Annotated in this window: 9 protein-coding genes and 1 pseudogene; 8 read left to right on the top strand and 2 right to left on the bottom strand. The window is 71.4% G+C overall.

Annotated features, from left to right (window positions below; genetic code table 11):
• Window positions 1-149: 149 nt before the first annotated feature.
• The 6 genes and pseudogenes from cobT to D456_RS0114380 all read left to right on the top strand — a co-directional run bounded on the left by cobT (window position 150) and on the right by D456_RS0114380 (window position 12,682).
• A complete protein-coding gene (cobT, locus tag D456_RS0114405; RefSeq protein WP_017576889.1) occupies window positions 150-3,473 on the top strand; it encodes a nicotinate-nucleotide--dimethylbenzimidazole phosphoribosyltransferase in 3,324 nt (1,107 codons plus the stop codon).
• Between the two features lie 242 nt (window positions 3,474-3,715).
• The gene (cobA, locus tag D456_RS0114400; RefSeq protein WP_026115886.1) at window positions 3,716-4,996 is read left to right on the top strand and encodes a uroporphyrinogen-III C-methyltransferase; all 1,281 of its coding nucleotides are present in this window, start codon (window positions 3,716-3,718) and stop codon (window positions 4,994-4,996) included.
• 71 nt (window positions 4,997-5,067) lie between these two features.
• Window positions 5,068-6,961 (top strand): annotated as a pseudogene (locus D456_RS24210) (dynamin family protein).
• Entirely contained in the window at window positions 6,958-9,543 is a 2,586-nt protein-coding gene (locus tag D456_RS0114390) for a YfjP family GTPase (RefSeq protein ID WP_017576887.1), read from the top strand. Before D456_RS24210 ends, D456_RS0114390 begins: the two are co-directional and overlap by 4 nt.
• Window positions 9,544-10,076: 533 nt before the next feature.
• Window positions 10,077-11,465: a sensor domain-containing diguanylate cyclase gene (locus tag D456_RS0114385; RefSeq protein ID WP_017576886.1), complete on the top strand. Its 1,389-nt coding sequence runs from the start codon at window positions 10,077-10,079 to the stop codon at window positions 11,463-11,465.
• Between the two features lie 77 nt (window positions 11,466-11,542).
• Window positions 11,543-12,682, top strand: a complete 1,140-nt coding sequence (locus D456_RS0114380; RefSeq protein WP_017576885.1) for a DUF4192 domain-containing protein — start codon at window positions 11,543-11,545, stop codon at window positions 12,680-12,682.
• 76 nt (window positions 12,683-12,758) lie between these two features.
• Here the strand turns inward: D456_RS0114380 and D456_RS0114375 are convergent, their stop codons facing one another.
• Complete coding sequence (locus tag D456_RS0114375) at window positions 12,759-13,088, bottom strand: hypothetical protein (protein ID WP_017576884.1); 330 nt, start codon at window positions 13,086-13,088, stop codon at window positions 12,759-12,761.
• 628 nt (window positions 13,089-13,716) lie between these two features.
• Between D456_RS0114375 and ettA the strand changes: the two genes are divergently transcribed.
• Together ettA and D456_RS0114365 are read left to right on the top strand one after the other, a co-directional pair.
• Window positions 13,717-15,381 (top strand): energy-dependent translational throttle protein EttA, encoded by a 1,665-nt coding sequence (gene ettA / locus D456_RS0114370; protein ID WP_017576883.1) that lies wholly within the window; start codon window positions 13,717-13,719, stop codon window positions 15,379-15,381.
• Window positions 15,382-15,528: 147 nt separating this feature from the next.
• Window positions 15,529-16,053 carry a globin gene (locus tag D456_RS0114365; RefSeq protein WP_040699338.1) on the top strand — a complete coding sequence of 175 codons (525 nt, stop codon included), beginning with the start codon at window positions 15,529-15,531 and terminating at the stop codon, window positions 16,051-16,053.
• Between the two features lie 18 nt (window positions 16,054-16,071).
• Here D456_RS0114365 and D456_RS0114360 read toward each other — a convergent pair whose 3' ends face one another.
• Window positions 16,072-16,509: an acyl-CoA thioesterase gene (locus D456_RS0114360; protein WP_017576881.1), complete on the bottom strand. Its 438-nt coding sequence runs from the start codon at window positions 16,507-16,509 to the stop codon at window positions 16,072-16,074.
• Between the last annotated feature and the right edge of the window lie 116 nt (window positions 16,510-16,625).

Raw genomic sequence — 16,625 nt, 5'->3', positions numbered from 1 at the left:
GCGGAGGCGGACGGTCTCTGGCACAGTTGTGGGTGACTTCGGCACCCGGACCCGCCGGGTGGCGCTGCCGGGCGCGGGCACCTTCCCCCTCCATCTCCCGCGCCGGATCGGGACCGACGGGCAGCGATGGACCTCTCCGGGGAGCGAACATGACCGACGACGACCGCCAGGACACCCGCCGGGGTGACGCACAGGGCGAGGACGAACTCGGGGCGTTCCTCGACGGACTGTTGGGCGGGCTGCCCGAGAACGGTCGCGGTTCCGGGGGCGAAGCACCGGTCAACCCCTTCCGGGATCCGTCCCCCGGCGGGCGGCCCCGGCAGGGCCCCGAGCCTTCACCCCCCACCGACGCGCCCCCGCCCGCGGGACCGCCGGTGAGTACGGACGCCGACCCCGACCCTTTGGGACTGGCCTCCCCCACCGGACCTCTGGCCCCCACTCGGCAGAGCCGGGGCGCCGGTGCCACCGAGGCCGGGGACGTCAGGGACGGACCCGGAGCCCCGATCCCCGACAGGGACGGGGAACGAGAGGACCAGGAGGCGGACGGCGGCCGGTCCGTGCCCGGAACCCCCGGTGACCGTGCCGGGAACGAGGCACCCGGTGGTCACAGCATCCCGAACACGGTCGCAGGTGAGGAGGGGTCCAGGGCCCTGGACGTAGGAGGGGCGCACGAGGTACAGGCCGCGCAGGCGGGCGAAGCCGAGCCTGCTCCGCCGGAAGCACACGGGGCCGCTACCGGCCCGGTCCCCTCGGGCCTGGCCCCCGGGCCCGCCGACGGACATGTGTCCGGGGGCCCGGACCCCGATCGGGACGAGGCCCACGAGACACAGGGCGCGGACGGGAACGAGGAGCGTGCAGGCAGCGCCGACCCCCGTGAGGAACCGGACCCCCACACGGAGCGGGAGGCACCTGCCCCTGCTGTGGCCCCCGGCCCCGCCCCTGAACCAGGTACCCCCGCCGTGCCTGGAGACCCCTCTGCACCGGTGGCCCGTCCCGTGCCCGCGGCACAGGAGGGCGGCCGGGTCCCGGGTGCGCACACCGGACCGGAACCCTCCGGTGTGCCACAGGACGTTGCAGTCGTATCCCCTGAGGCCCGGACCCGGGACACGTACGGCTCACCTGTTCCCCCCGGCACCTCGGATGCGTCCGCCGGCGCCGGGACCGGCGGCGTGGGCGGAACCGGCGGGCACGCGGTGCCCGTAGTGGCCGGGGGACACGCCTCCGGCGCGGACAACAACACCGAGCCCTACGGGGTCCGTGGCACCGCCGCACCGGGCGCCTCCGGGGAGACCGGTTCCGACGCGCCTGCGGGGGCGGACCCGGACCCCGGGCCCGGCGGGGGCGAAGAGCCCGGCCGTGGGGATGAACACCCTCCCTCGGCGGGTGAGCCTGCGGTGGCCGGTGGGCCGACGGGAGAGCTCACGCCTTCAACGGGAACACGCGGCACGTCCGAGGTCCGTGCGGAGCCCGCCCCTGGTGACGGCGCCGCACCCGGTGCCTCCGGGGCCGACGCGCGTCCCGAGCACGCGGAGCAGCTCCCCGAGGACACACAGGCCCCGGCCGGTGACGGGCCCGCCCCGGAAGGACCGCACGCCCCGGGGAACGGCGACCCCACGCCGGAAGGCCCCCGGGCCGCAACCGGGCCGCCGGCCGGAGCGGCCCGGGGGAACGTGCCCCCGGAGCCCGCAGAGTCCGCGGACCACGCGTCCGCGGACGAGCTCCCCGGCAGCGCCGCGGCCCAGCAGGACCAGGCCCCTGACGGCGCCGAGCGTTCGGCCGACGACCGAGCCACCGACGAACGCCACGAGGCCCACAGCGGCTTCCGTCCCGACGCCGTCCCCGACGACCTGCTCACCCGCGTCCTGGAGGCCGCACACCGGGCCCCCAGCGCCGGCGACACCAAACCGTGGGACTTCCTGGTCATCGACGACCGCGCGTTGCGCACCCGAGTCCACGACCTCGCCCTCGACGAGCGTGCGGAGTACGCGCGTTCACACCCGGGAACCCGTGCTCAACCGTTCTCCGGGCTCGGGGCCGGAGCCGTCCTCGAAGCCCCCCTCAACATCGCCGTCACCGTCGACCCCACACGCGGTCCCCACCACACGGACACAGGCGGCACCGACCCGACCAGCACCCATCGTTCGGCCGTGCTGGCTGTGGAGAACCTCTGGCTCGCCGCACGCGCGGAAGGCCTCGGCGTCGGCTGGGTCTCGTTCCTCGACGAACGCGACGTGGCGCGTGCTCTCGACCTACCCCCTCATCTCGGCGTCGTCGCCTACTTGTGCCTGGGCCACGTCGACGAATTTCCCACCGGACCCGAACTCGGCCTCGGAGGCTGGGTGAAGGAAAGGCCCCTGTCCTGGGCCGTCCACCACGACCGCTACGGCTGTCGTGGCCTGCCCGGACAGGAGCCGACGAGCTTGCTGGAGGAAACCATCACCGCCATCACAGGGGGCAGCGCCCGCGCCATGGAGGAAGCCAGGGACCGCCAGCGCAGGATGGTCAAACCCCAGGGCGCCCTCGGCGTCCTGGAAGAGGTCTCCGTACGCCTGGCCGGGCTCTCCGGTGAATGCCCGCCCCCGATACCCGCCCCCGCGGCCGTCGCGATCTTCGCGGGCGACCACGGGGTGCACGCACAGGGGGTCACGCCGTGGCCGCAGGAGATCACCGCGCAGATGGTGGACACCTTCCTGGCCGGCGGCGCGGTCGTCAACACGTTCGCCGCGCAGGTCGGGGCCGACGTCTCCGTCGTCGACGTGGGTGTGGCCGCGGACCTGCCCTCGGCCTCCGGTCTGCTGTCCCGCAAGGTCGCCCGCGGCACCGCGGACGCCACCCAGGGGCCGGCGATGACCCGGCCGCAGGCCCTGCAGGCCCTGGAGACGGGGATCGAGGTCGCCCGCGACCTGGTCTCCTCGGGCCACCGGTGCCTGGTCACCGGCGACATGGGGATCGCCAACACGACCCCGTCCGCCGCCCTGATCTGCGCCTACACGGGGGCCACACCGGATGACGCCACGGGCAAGGGCGCAGGCGTGGACGAGGCGACCCGCACCCACAAGGTCGACGTCGTGCAGCGCATGCTGGCCGCCAACCCGGTGGATCCCGCCGACCCGGTCGGCACTCTCGCGGCCCTGGGCGGGTTGGAACACGCTGCTCTGGCCGGGTTCGTACTCGGTGGCGCTGCGATGCGGGTCCCCGTCCTCCTCGACGGGGTCATCGCGGGTTCGGCCGCGCTCGCGGCGGTGGCGCTCTCCCCGGAGTCGGCCGCCGCCTGTTTCGCCGGTCACCGTTCCTCCGAACCGGGGCACTCGCTGGCCCTGGAACACCTGGGTCTGCCTCCCCTGATCGACCTGGGCATGCGTGTGGGGGAGGGCTCGGGTGCCGTGCTCGCCCTGCCGTTGCTCCAGGCCTCGGCACGCGCCCTGGAATCGGTGGCGACCTTCGAGGACTCCGGGGTCACCTCGCTGAGCTGACCGTCCGCGTGCCCCGCGCGCTCGGGGCCCGGCTCTCGCACCAGGACCGTCCCGCACCTGACACCGCTGGTCGGTGCGGGACGGCCGTATCGCTGGGGCCACCCCGATTCGTCCTCGTTCCACAGCATTCTGGCAAGCTGCTGTGGAGAGAACGCCGTACCAACGCCGGCGGTGTGAGGGCAACGCCCCACACGTATCCCGTCGACGTCGTCGGGGCGCCGGACGACTGAAGGGGAATGCCCGTGACCTACCTCCTTGGTTTGCGCATGGCCGGACGCGACGTGCTCGTGGTCGGAGGGGGCGAGGTCGCCCAGCGCAGAATCCCTGTCCTGATCGACGCGGGCGCGCATGTGCACCTGATCTCCCCGTCCGTGTCCACCGCCCTGGAGGACCTGGCCTCCGCAGGACACCTGACGTGGCACGCCCGTGGTTACGAACCAGGTGACGTCGCGGGGCCGGAGGCCCCCACCTACTGGCTGGTCCACGCCGCCACCGACGACCCCGCCGTCAACGCCGCCGTCGCCGACGAGGCCGAGAACGCCCGCCTGTGGTGCGTGCGCGCCGACGACCGGCACGTCTCCGCGGCCTGGACCCCGGCCAGCGGCACGGTCGACGACGTCACCGTGGGTGTGGTCGCTTCCGGAGACCCCCGCCGCGCGGCAGGGCTCCGCGACGCCGTCACCGACCAACTCGCCGACGGAACCCTCGATGCCCGCCGGGGCCGGGAACGCCTCTCGGGCGTGGCCCTGGTCGGCGGTGGCCCCGGGGACCCCGGCCTGATCACGGTCCGGGGCCAACAGCTGCTGTCCCAGGCCGACGTCGTGGTCGTGGACCGCCTCGCTCCCACCTCTCTGCTCGACCGCCTCCCGGCCGACGTGGAGATCGTCGACGCCGCCAAGATCCCCTACGGTCGGTCGATGGCGCAGGAGGCCATCAACGAGGTACTCATCGACCGTGCCCGGAACGGGAAGTTCGTCGTCCGGCTCAAGGGCGGGGACTCCTTCCTGTTCGGCCGCGGCGGTGAGGAGGCCGCCGCCTGCGCCGAAGCGGGCGTACCGGTCATGGCCGTGCCCGGTGTGAGCAGTGCACTCGCCGCCCCGGCCGCCGCCGGTGTCCCCACGACCCACCGCGGTGTCTCCCAGGGCGCGCACGTGGTCTCGGCCCACGTGGGGCCCGACGACCCGCGTTCGACCATCGACTGGGCCGCACTTGCCATGTCGGGGGATACTGTCGTCGTACTCATGGGAGTGGCGCGCCTGGAACAGGTCGCCGAGGCCATGGTCGCGCACGGCCGTGACGCCGAAACCTCCGTGGCGGTCGTGCAGGAAGCGACACTGCCTGGACAGCGAATCGTGACGGGTACCCTGTCGACCATTGCCGACGAGGCCCGCTCGGCCGACGTACGGCCCCCGGCGGTGGTGATCATCGGGGAAGTGGTCAAAACCGCGCGGGAACTTGACATACTGCACACGGGAGCCCAGCTCGAGACCCGTCGACTGGCGACCGGGCGCGATCTCCAGTAACCCCCTCCGGCGGCGTCCGCCGTCCGAGCCGGTGGGGACAGATCAGTACCGATGAGGAGGGCATACCGATCATGACCCGGCCGTCGGCTGCACCGAACGCCACCGGCTCCGGTGCTTCGGACCGGTTCGACCCAGGACCGGCCGCCACCTCCGACCAGACCAACGAAGGGCACCAGGGCGTGCCCGAGGCGGGCTCCCCGGACGCCGACGGGCGCCGGGGCCCGACCGTCCCCATCTCGGCCGGACGCGCCAAACACCGCGCTCCGGCCTCCGACGACGGCCGTTTCGAGCAGGTCCTGGAGTCGCTACGCACCCAGATCCGGGATCTGCGCTTCGCCCAGGGGCTACCCGGCGCCGACGAGGGCGAGGCGTTGCAGAGCGACCTGCTGGCGCAGCTCTCCGACTACGTGCTGCCCCGTGTGCGTCGCCCCGACATCCCCCTGTTGATCGCCGTGGCGGGGTCCACCGGTGCCGGCAAGTCCACCCTGGTCAACAGCCTGGTGGGCGAGCAGGTCACGACCACGGGCGTGCGCCGTCCCATCACCAACAGCCCCGTACTGGCGTGCAACCCAGCCGACGTCGACTGGTTCAGCGAATCGCACTTCATCCCGAGCCTGCCGCGTGTGCGCCAGCAGGGTCTGGCCATGCCCGGTAAGGACGGCATGCTCGTGCTCGCCGCGAGCGACGCCATGCCGCCCGGGGTCGCGCTGCTCGACACCCCGGACGTCGACTCCGCCGTGGCCGCTCACCACGAGTTCGCGTCGAAGTTCCTGGACGCTGCCGACCTGTGGGTCTTCGTCACCACCAGCACCCGCTACGCCGACGCCCGTGTGTGGGAGTTCCTCCAGGTGGCCAGGGACCGCGACACCTCCCTGGCGGTGGTGCTCTCCCGGGTGCCGCGCAAGGGCCACCAGCAGTTGCTCGACCACTTCGGCGCGATGCTGGAGGCCAACGGTCTGGGCAACGCCACCCGCTTCGCCATCTCCGAGACCGACCAGATCTCGGGGGAGCACTTCACCTCCAACGTCGCCGACCCCGTCCGGGACTACCTGGCGGACGTGGCCGGCGAGGACGAGCAGCGCGACCGTGTCTCCCGGCGTACCTTCATCGGGGTCATCGACAGCTTCGCCGAGCGGGTCCCCGAGCTCATCCGCTGTGTGGAGGGCCAGATCGAGCTCTCCCGGGAGCTGGGGACAGCCGTCGACGAGGCCTACGCGGGCGCTGCCCGGCGTATCGACTCGGCCCTGGGCGACGGCTCCCTGCTGCGCGGAACACTGCTGGCGCGCTGGCACGAGGTCGCCGCCAGCGGTGAGCTCGCCAAGAGCCTGAAGATGCGCAGCAAGCGCTCCCGCAAGGCCAAGGCGCAGCAGGCCGAGAGCGGTCAGCGTGTCGGTTCCCTGGAAGGTGCGGTGCGCGACTCCCTGGAGGCCCTCGTGGTCGCGGCGAGCGAACGCGCCTCCGACGACATCGAGGACCGGTGGCGCACGGTCTCCGGTGGCGGGGACCTCGTGGCCGAGGCGTTGGACAAGCCCGGCAGCGGCATGCTCGCCCAGCAGGTTCGTCAGGAGATCGCCGAGTGGCAGCGTGAGATCGCGGAGATGACTGCGGAACGGGGGGGCCACCAAGCGCTCCGTGGCCCGGTTCGTCACCTTCGACCACGATGTCGTGGCCCTGGTCCTGATCATCGACCTGCTCGGCTACGAACGCAGCCAGTCCGGTGGCGGGGCCCATGCGGCCGAGCCCACCGGCCCCTCGCCGCAGCGCTTGCTCAAAGGGCTGTTCGGCGCACCGTCCCTGCGCAGCATGGGCGCGACCGCACGCGACAACCTCCGTGCACGTATCGAAGGCCTGCTCCAGCGGGAACGTGTGCCCTTCGACGCCGTGCTCGCCTCGGCGGGGGTCCCGTCGGAGGACGCCGCGGTCCAGCTCTACCAGGCCAAATACAACCTTGAGATTTCACGATGACGACTCAGTGGAACCCCGCGGAGAACCAGGGGGACTCCGGTTCCGGCACCGACGGGACCCAGGAGGGGCACACGGGCAGACAGCACGGGGCCGAGCAGGCCTCCGAGGAGCAGCACCGGGCCCCGGAAGGGACCGAGCCCGACCCCGGGCCCTGGCGTATCTACACGATGCCGGTGCCCGAGCATCCCGAGCACGCGGCTGGGACCAGTCCGTCGGCAGAGGGAGTCGGCTACGACGGGGTCACGGGCTACCCGGCCCCCTCGGGCCCGGCCGGCGCGACCGCGGCGGGGGAACGCTCCTCGCAGCGCTCCCCGGGCCGTCACGCGCGCCCGTCGTCGGGCGGCAGCCGTGGACCCGAGCACGGTGAGGACGATCCGGACGGCCTGGCCGGGTGGGTCGGCAGCCTCACGGAGGCGGCCGACGACACCCGGATCGCGGGCCGTGTGACCGGGGCCTTCCCGGCCGTGCCCGTGCCCGAGCGACCCGATCCCGGCCCCGGGGCCGAGGACATCGGTGACGAGCTCCCCGAAGCCGCAGGTCCGGCCGACCCGGCCGACCCGGTCGGTCCGCCCGTCCCGGCCCGTCCCGAGGCCGAACATGCCGGTGCCCAGGACCTCGGGGCCCCGGGGCCGCAGGGGGAGACCGCCGGGCCCGAGCAGAGCTACGGGGCCTTCGAGCACGCCGGAAACGTTGATCCGGAAGCGAACACCGGGCACGCGCAGGAAGGGCAGGAAGGGGACGCCCCCGGACCGGACGACCCACCACCGCTGCCGCGCCGTGTGCCCGGGTCCTCACCCGTGTCGGGGGCCTTCCGCGCCCTCGGACCCGACACCGCCACCGAGGAGGACGGCACCGGCAAGGCGGCCTCCGCCGGACACACGGACGGGAGCGGTGCGGGGAGCGAGGCTTCCGAGGGGAAGGAGTACCGTCCCGCCGACCAGGACACCTGGCGCCCGGCCCGTACCTCCACCCGGGACGAGCTCGTCGAACGTCTGGACTCGCTCGAGACCCTGCTGGAGATCGGCGGGGACGAACTGCCTTCCTCGGTGACCGAACGTTCCTCCCAGCTTCTGCAACACGCCGGGGCCCGCCTGCGCCTGTCGGGTGAGCACACCGTCGTCGCCCTGGCCGGAGGAACCGGCAGCGGAAAGTCGTCCCTGTTCAACGCCTTGTGCGGGCTGGAACTGTCGCAGACCGGCATCACCCGGCCCACCACCTCCAAGGCACACGCGTGCGTGTGGGGGAACGAGGGCGCCGACGACCTGCTCGGCTGGCTGGGGGTGCCGCCCCGCTACCGCCACTCCCGCACCGGGGTGTTGGACTCGGGCAACTCCGAGCTCCACGGCCTGGTCCTGCTCGACCTGCCCGACCACGACTCGGTGCGCAGCATGCACACGGCCGAGGCCGACCGGCTCATCGGCTCCGTGGACCTGCTCCTGTGGGTCGTGGACCCGCAGAAGTACGCCGACGCCTCTCTCCACCACCGCTATCTGGCCAACATGGCCGGGCACGGCGCGGTGACCGTGGCCGTGCTCAACCAGATCGACAAGGTCGAGTCGGAGGAGCTCGAGGAACTGCTCACCGACCTTCGGCGCCTGCTGGAGACCGAGTCGGGGGTCCATCCGCGCATCATCACCACCTCGACCGCCACCGATCACGGTGTGGACGACCTGCGCGGCTTCCTGTCCGAAACGGTGAGGGAACGCCGTGCACTGGTCGACCGGCTGGACGCCGACCTCGACGTCATCGTGCGCGACTTCGAACCGTTCCAGGGGGAGGGCGAGGTCCCCACGACGGTCTCCACCGAAGTACGGTCCTTCCTGCAGAAGGGGCTGTCGAACGCGGCGGGGGTCAGCGCGGTCGCCGACGTCACCGAGGCCAACGACGTGCGGCGCGGGCGGCGCCGGGTCGGCTGGCCGGTGGTGCGCAGGCTGACCAAGTTGCGCAAGGACCCGCTGGCGGCCGTGCAGCTGGATTTCGTGCGCCGCGACACCGAGAACGGGGTCTCCGGACGTGTGGACGCACACGGGGCGGAGATGGAGAAGTCTCTGGTCGAGGCGGCCGACAGCGTTTCCGAGGGGATGCCGCCGATGTGGCGGCGGCGTATGCGCGCGGCGGCCCGTTCGGGTGTGGAGGAGTTGCCCTCCGAGCTGGGAGAGGCCGTCGACGGCGCGGTGCGCGGAACGGAGCGGACCCCCTCCTGGTGGGCTTTCGCGCGGATCCTGCAGCACGTGCTGCTGGGTGTCGCCGGCGTCGGCGCGGTCTGGGCGCTGGTGGCTGCGCTGAGCTGGGTGAGCGGCGGTATCACCGGGACCCGGATCTTCGACGACCCGATCTTCATCGTCTACGCGGGTGCGGTCGTGGGCGCCTCGTTGCTGGTCGGTTGGCTCACCGGGGTGGGATGCGGAAACCTCGTGGAGGTCGCCGCGGTCCAACGCCGGGAGGAGATCGAACGCACCGCCGACGCGAGTGTGCGCGAGATCGTCGGTGAACGGGTGGTCCGGCCCCTGGAAGCAGAGCTGGAGCGCTTCCGCTCCTTCCGACGTGCCTACGGAGCGGCTCGGGGTCCCGGCGAGGACTGAGACGGACACGAGCGGGCCCGGGGCCCGCACCGGCCCGGGGGCGGGCGGCACCAGTAACTGCCGCCCGCCCCCGGCTCGTTCCTCAGGGCTTTCAGGCCCAGCTCACGCCCTTGCTCATGGAGCACGCTCCTTGTCTGGTCGGTGGTTTCCACGTGCGGACGGACGGCCGAAGAGGGTGGGGGCCACCCGATCCTCCGGACCGCCGCCCAAGGAAGGATGTACCAATTTCCGGGGGATCCCAAGCCCCCTTCGGGAGGAGGCCGGGTCGCAACCTTGGTCTCTGCCTGCGTCGGTCGTACAATGAGCAATAAATAAATTACTCAACGTAATGTAAAGTAGGTCGTGTGTGATCGACAGGGGTGCTCATGATGCCCTAGTGCACTGCGGTCGCCGCCGGGGTGACAGTTCGGCACTGAAGAGGAACTCGGAGACATCACGTTCCGTCTGAAGGAGAACCTCTGGAGAGGGTGGACCCATCACAGACGTGTATGGGGCAGTCGACACGGAGTGAATCCGGGAGGGAGGCGGGAGAGGTGAGCATCTCGGAGCAACCGGCGGCCGAGCAGGTGTCCGGTGAACGTCCCGGTTGGCCGATCCTTCAGCAACCCCGGGGGTTCGTGGTTTACCTGGGGCTACTGGTGCTGGCCGTGCTGTTCCTCGTCGGCGCCAGTGCCGCCCTGACCACACCCACCATTTCGGACGTGGCCACCTTCGCCGCGCTCATGCTGTGCGCGGCCGTTTCGGTGGAGGGTGTGCGCCGTCTGGGCCAGCCGCGCGGGATCTCGCACGATCTACTGGGGGCCTGGTGGTTCCCCGTGGTGATGCTCCTCCCGCCGGTCTACGCGCTCCTGGCACCGATCCCGGTCTTCGTGGTGCTCCAGACGCGGGTGCGGTGGGCGTGGGTGCACCGACGGGTGTTCAACGCCTGCTCGGTCGCCCTCTGCGGCTTCCTGGCGTCGGTGCTCTGGCACGGGGCGCACGCCGGCGACCCGATCGCCGGGTTGGGTGGTGCCCCGGGGTCCTCCTCCTCGCTCCTCTCGGTCGGCGGGGTGGTGCTGGCCGTGCTGTGCTGCACGGCCTTCACCGGATTCAACACCGCCATGATCGCCTTCGCCGCACGAGTCAGCGGCGGTCCGGAGCGGGGCCGGAGCTCTGCCCTGGACCGTGAGGCGGTCATGGTGGACACCGTCGAATTATGTGTCGGGATCACCGTCGCGATCCTGGCCCAGCTCTCCCTCCTGCTGCTGGCCATCGCGGTGCCCCCGATCCTGCTCCTGCAGCGCAGCCTGCTCTACCAACAGCTGCAGACCGCGGCGCGTACCGATCCCAAGACCGGCCTGCTCAACGCCCCCACGTGGGAGCAGGCCGCCGTGAACGAGATCTCGCGGGCCCGCAGCACCCAGGGGCGTACGGCCGTGCTCATCATCGACATCGACCACTTCAAGCGCGTCAACGACAGCCACGGCCACCTCTTCGGCGACCAGGTGCTGCTCGGGGTCGCCACCACCATCGCCCAGGAGCTGCGCCAGGCCGATCTGCTCGGACGGTTCGGCGGGGAGGAGTTCGTGGTGCTCCTGCCCGGCGCCGACACCGAGGAGGCAGGCCGGGCCGCCGAACGGTTGCGGGCCCGGGTCGGCGGTATGGAGATCGCCGTGGACGGTGTGCCCGTGGCGATCACCGTCTCGGTCGGCGTGGCCGTCGTCGGTGACCACGGGAACGACCTCGTCGAACTGCTCACCGCCGCCGACCTGGCCCTGTACCGGGCCAAGGAGACCGGACGCAACCGGGTGTGCCTCCCCGCCGGGCGCCCCGGCCTGGGCGGGCAGATCCCCGGGCCGAGGGAAGGCCACCTGCCCGACACCTCCGAGGGCCACCTGCCCGGTTCCACGCCGGCGCCGCGTTCCTCCGGAGAGGTCTCCTGACCGACCCCCGACCAGAGTTTTCCACAGACTGTGAGGGAGCCGTTGCAGAGCGGGGCGGGGGCGCCCACCGTGAGGTCATGGCCTCACACCACGCCCGTTCCCCGTCCGATCCCTCCGACCCCGATGACAACCCCGGCGGCGCCGGCCAGAACCCCGGCGGCGCCGGCAGCGACCCCTACAGCACCGTTGCCGGCGGCGCCCAGGACGACGGTCGGCGCATCAGCCTGTCCTCACCCAACGACGTCGTGGCGACCATGCCCTACCTGGTCGGGCAGCCGCCCGAACCCGGTCTGGTGGTCCTTACCCTGCGCGGTACCGCAGTGCACTCGGTCCTGTGCCGCGACCTCGGCCCCAATGCTCCCCGTGAACGCGATCCCCTCTCCTGCGCCGGACCGCCGGTGGACAGCGCCGTGGCCGAAGGGGCCGACGCCCTCATCGTGGTCGGGTACGGCACCTTCGACCAGGTCGCGGGCCACGTGAGCGGTCTGGTCACTGCGGCCGGACGACGGGGGTTGGATGTCCTGGAAGCCTTCCGGGTCCATGCGGGCCGGTACTGGTCCCAGATGTGTTCGCGTCCCGGCTGCTGTCCGCCCGAGGGAAGAGCGCTCGACCCCGACCGGTCCACCGGACCTGCCGATGCGGTGTTGCGCGGTCTGGTCCCGAGGCCGCCCCTGCGTACCGTGCTGGAGGAGGTCGCCCAGGCACGCCGGGGGCTGGAGCCGCCCGGGTCGCTGCGGCCCGAGACGGTACGTGCGGCCCTGGCCGACTCCGAGGCCGAGGCCGACGGGATCCGCAGCTCCGGCCCCAGGGCCCTGCGCCGTTGCGGTGCGGCGGTGGTGCGCGGGGCGGTGGAGGCCGAGCGCACCGGTACCGGACCACACGGGGTCGACGAACTGGTGCGGTTGTCCGTGTTCCTGCGGGAGCGCCCGGTGCGCGACACCGTGTGGGCAGCCATCACCCCCGAGACCGCCCGTACCCATCTGGACCTGTGGTCGCGTGTCACCCGCGCGGCCGAGGGGAGCGACCGTGCCGCTCCGGCTTCCTTGGCCGCCGTCGCCGCCTGGCAGCTCGACGAACTGGTCCTGGCCCAGGCCGCGCTGGAGACGGCCCTGGACGCTGATCAGCACTACTCCATGGCGTTGCTGATGCGGCAGGCGCTGAACGTGGGGTTGCCGGTGCAGCGGTGGATCGACCACCTCAAGGGGCGCCCCGGATGAGAACGTCTCCGGTGTTCCCCGGTCCGGGCCGGGGGTGTGTCGACACCGCCCGGCCGTTCCCGCTCCGGTTCCGGGGCTACCCGTCCTGGTCGTTGCCTCGCGGGAGGCAGTGCTCACGCCACGGGCCGGGCAGGGACCGACCGGACATGACCCATTCGTGGATCCGGTCGAGCTCCGCGTCCGCTGCGACGAGGTCCGTCCTGAAGCAGTGGTAGGCGTAAGCGGACCGATCCGCGAACTCCCAGAGTTCGACCCCGGTCGTCCGGCCCGGAGGGGACACCCGTCGTCCGGGCCCGGGGTGGTCGCGCAGGTTCTCGGCCACGGCGCCGGCGGGGCGGCCGGCGTGCTGCGCAGGTGCGGGTGCCGGTCCGGGAGTGTCGTCGGGTTCCGTGAAGTGGTCACGCACGGGGGTCTGTCCTTCCTCGGTGAGTGGTCGCCCCGGACGTTGGTCCGGGCGGGGAGCGTTCCCGAACCGGCGTCCGGGCGCCGCCGCAGGGGTTGCGACGGCACCCGGAACCATTCGGGCAAAAAGTGCTTCAATCACCGAACGGGGACATCTAGGCAATATGACGCGAGATCGCCCGTCCGATTCCACGCGGCCGCGCACGGATCCGGGCCTGCGGGGACCGAGGGTCCGGTCTGTGGCCGCAGTGCTGCACGAGCGGCCCCTCACGGGCGGTGCGCCCGTGCTTCACGGGTAAGGGGGCGGAGCCGGGGGCGGAACGCATACCGAGGACCGAACCGGCAGCAGGTGCCGGGGCCACCGAGCTGCGGGCCGTGGTGGGGGAGGCCGGTCCCCGAGAAGCCGTGCTCGAGCGACCTCCGGGCCGGGGTTGGAAGAAAACCGGTCCGAAAAACGTCCTGGTTGGAGAGGCGGGGCGACCCGACGGCCGCTGTAGGACACGTACGAACCCCCGCCCACCGCGCGGCTCGATCACGCGCACGCACGAGCCTTCCACAGCGGTCACGGAGCGCCGCCGCTCCGCCTGTGCTCGTGGTCCTGACAAGCCCCCCAACGCCCTAGGCTGGGAGACATGCCGGAGTACATCTACACCATGAACAACGTGCGCAAGGCGCACGGCGACAAAGTCGTCCTGGACAACGTTTCGGGGTCGTTCCTGCCCGGAGCCAAGATCGGCGTCGTGGGCCCCAACGGGGCAGGTAAGTCGACGCTGCTGAAGATCATGGCCGGCATCGAGCAGCCGTCCAACGGAGAAGCACGGCTGATGCCGGGGTTCACCGTCGGGCTGCTCGCGCAGGAACCCCACCTCGACGAGGACAAGACCGTCCTGGAGAACGTCGAGGACGGCGTTCGCGAGACCAAGGACATGATGGCCCGCTTCAACGAGATCGCCGAGAAGATGGCGACGGACTACTCCGACGATCTCATGGAGGAGATGGGCAAGCTGCAGGAGCAGCTCGACCACCGGGACGCCTGGGACCTCGACAGCCAGCTCGCCCAGGCCATGGACGCCCTGCGCTGCCCGCCCGGGGACGCGTCGGTGGACAGCCTCTCCGGTGGTGAGAAGCGCCGCGTGGCCCTGTGCCGCCTGCTGCTCGAGCAGCCCGACCTGCTGCTGCTGGACGAGCCCACCAACCACCTGGACGCCGAGAGCGTGAACTGGCTGGAGTCGCACCTGGCCAGCTACCCGGGCACCATCGTGGCCATCACCCACGACAGGTACTTCCTGGACCACGTGGCCACCTGGATCCTGGAACTGGACCGCGGCCAGTTCTACCCCTACGAGGGCAACTACACCACGTACCTGGAGACCAAGGAGTCCCGCCTCAAGGTCGAGGGCCAGAAGGACGCCAAGCGCCAGCGCCGCATCAAGGAGGAGCTGGAGTGGGTCCGCTCCAACCCCAAGGCGCGCCAGAGCAAGTCCAAGGCCCGTCTCCAGCGGTACGAGGAAATGGCGGCCGAGGCCGACAAGACCCGGAAGCTGGACTTCGAGGAGATCCAGATCCCGCCGGGCCCGCGCCTGGGCGACAGCGTCGTCGAGGTCAACAACCTCACCAAGGGTTTCGGTGACCGTGTGCTCATCGAGGACCTCAGCTTCTCCCTGCCGCCCAACGGCATCGTCGGTGTGATCGGGCCCAACGGTGTCGGTAAGACGACGCTGTTCCGGATGATCATGGGCGAGGAGACGCCCGACGAGGGCAAGATCAACATCGGCAACTCGGTGGAGATCTCCTACGTCGACCAGTACCGGGGCCGTATCGACGACTCCAAGAACGTCTGGGAGACGGTCTCCGACGGCGAGAGCTTCATCCAGGTCGGCAACGTCGAGATCCCCAGCCGCGCCTACGTGGCCGCGTTCGGGTTCAAGGGGTCGGACCAGCAGAAGTCGTCCGGGGTCCTCTCCGGAGGTGAGCGCAACCGCGTGAACCTGGCGCTGACCCTCAAGCAGGGCGGCAACCTGCTGCTGCTGGACGAGCCCACCAACGACCTGGACGTCGAGACCCTGGGTTCGCTGGAGAACGCGCTCCTGGACTTCCCGGGTTGCGCCGTGATCACCTCCCACGACCGCTGGTTCCTGGACCGCGTGGCCACCCACATCCTGGCCTGGGAGGGCGACGCGAACTGGTTCTGGTTCGAGGGGAACTTCGAGTCCTACGAGAAGAACAAGGTCGAGCGTCTGGGCCCGGAGGCCGCGCGTCCGCACGCGGTCACCCACCGCAAGCTCACGCGCGGCTGAGCCCGTCCCGAACGACCAGCGGGTCTCCGGCTGAACGTACGGGGGTCCGGCCGAACCGGCCGGGCCCCCGACGTGTGTGCGGGGCCGCGGCCGGTGCGCGGCCACCGTCCCTCCTGTACCGGGAGGGTGTCGCATAGCCTGGGGGCGATGACTGCCGCGCGTGATGACCACCAGAGCCAGGGAGACGAGCCGGTACGCATGACGTTCTACGAGGCCGTGGGCGGGGAAGAGTTCTTCACCCGCCTGGTGGGCCGTTTCTACGAGGGTGTGGCCCAGGACGAGGAGTTGCGGGCCATGTACCCGGAGGAGGACCTGGGGCCGGCCGAGGAGCGGTTGCGCCTGTTCCTCATCCAGTACTGGGGCGGGCCGCGTACCTACAACGAACAGCGCGGCCACCCGCGCCTGCGTATGCGCCACGTACCTTTCCGTATCGGTACGCACGAGCGCGACCTGTGGCTCAAGCACATGCGCACGGCCGTGGACTCCGTGGAGTTGCCCGAACCGCTGGAACGCCAGCTGTGGGAGTACATGGTCATGGCCGCGCACAGCATGGTGAACGTGCCGGGGGAGACGGCGGAGCCCCGGGTGTCGAACCCGACCTCGGTGTCGGTCTCCTCCGGCGGGCGCAACGACGATGACGACGGTGAGGCCGTCACGATCTCCCTGAGGTGACCGGCCCCGGGCCGGGACTCAGGCGTAGTCGGCGAGGAAAGCGCGCTCGGTGGCGTCCAGCCGCCGGGCGCGCTGCGTTTCCACGTCGAAACCGACGAGTACGGTGCGGGCGCGCATGTAGACGGCGTCCTCGTCGCGGATCTCGTAGGCCAGGGTGAAGCTGGAGTTACGCACCTCGGTGACCCACAGTTCGACCCGGACGGGTTCTGTGCGGGGCAACAACGGAGCGAGGTAGTCGGCCTCCTGGCGTGCGACGACCACCGCGCCGAAGAGCTGGCTCTCCTGGTTGGCCGGACCGAAGTGCAGGAACGAGATGCGGGCGTCCTCCAGGTAGGTGAGCATGCGCACGTTGTTGACGTGGAACTGCGGGTCGAGGTCGGCGTAACGGACCTGTTGCATGTGCACGTGGCGCTGGGGCGTCCCGGTCGCCGTCGGCCCGGCCTCGGTCTGTGTCACGTCGTCGATCCTCTCGTACGGCTCTCTCCTGGGGGTGTCGGACGACTCCGATTGTCCCAACACCCCCGGGAAAGTGAGTTACTCCCGAGTAGGAAAACGTTGTGTTCTTCCTCTCC

It is taken from the genome of Nocardiopsis kunsanensis DSM 44524 (assembly GCF_000340965.1).
Taxonomy (GTDB): domain Bacteria; phylum Actinomycetota; class Actinomycetes; order Streptosporangiales; family Streptosporangiaceae; genus Nocardiopsis; species Nocardiopsis kunsanensis.
Note: the sequence above shows the minus strand (reverse complement) of the source record. Positions and strands in the feature narration are given on the sequence as shown.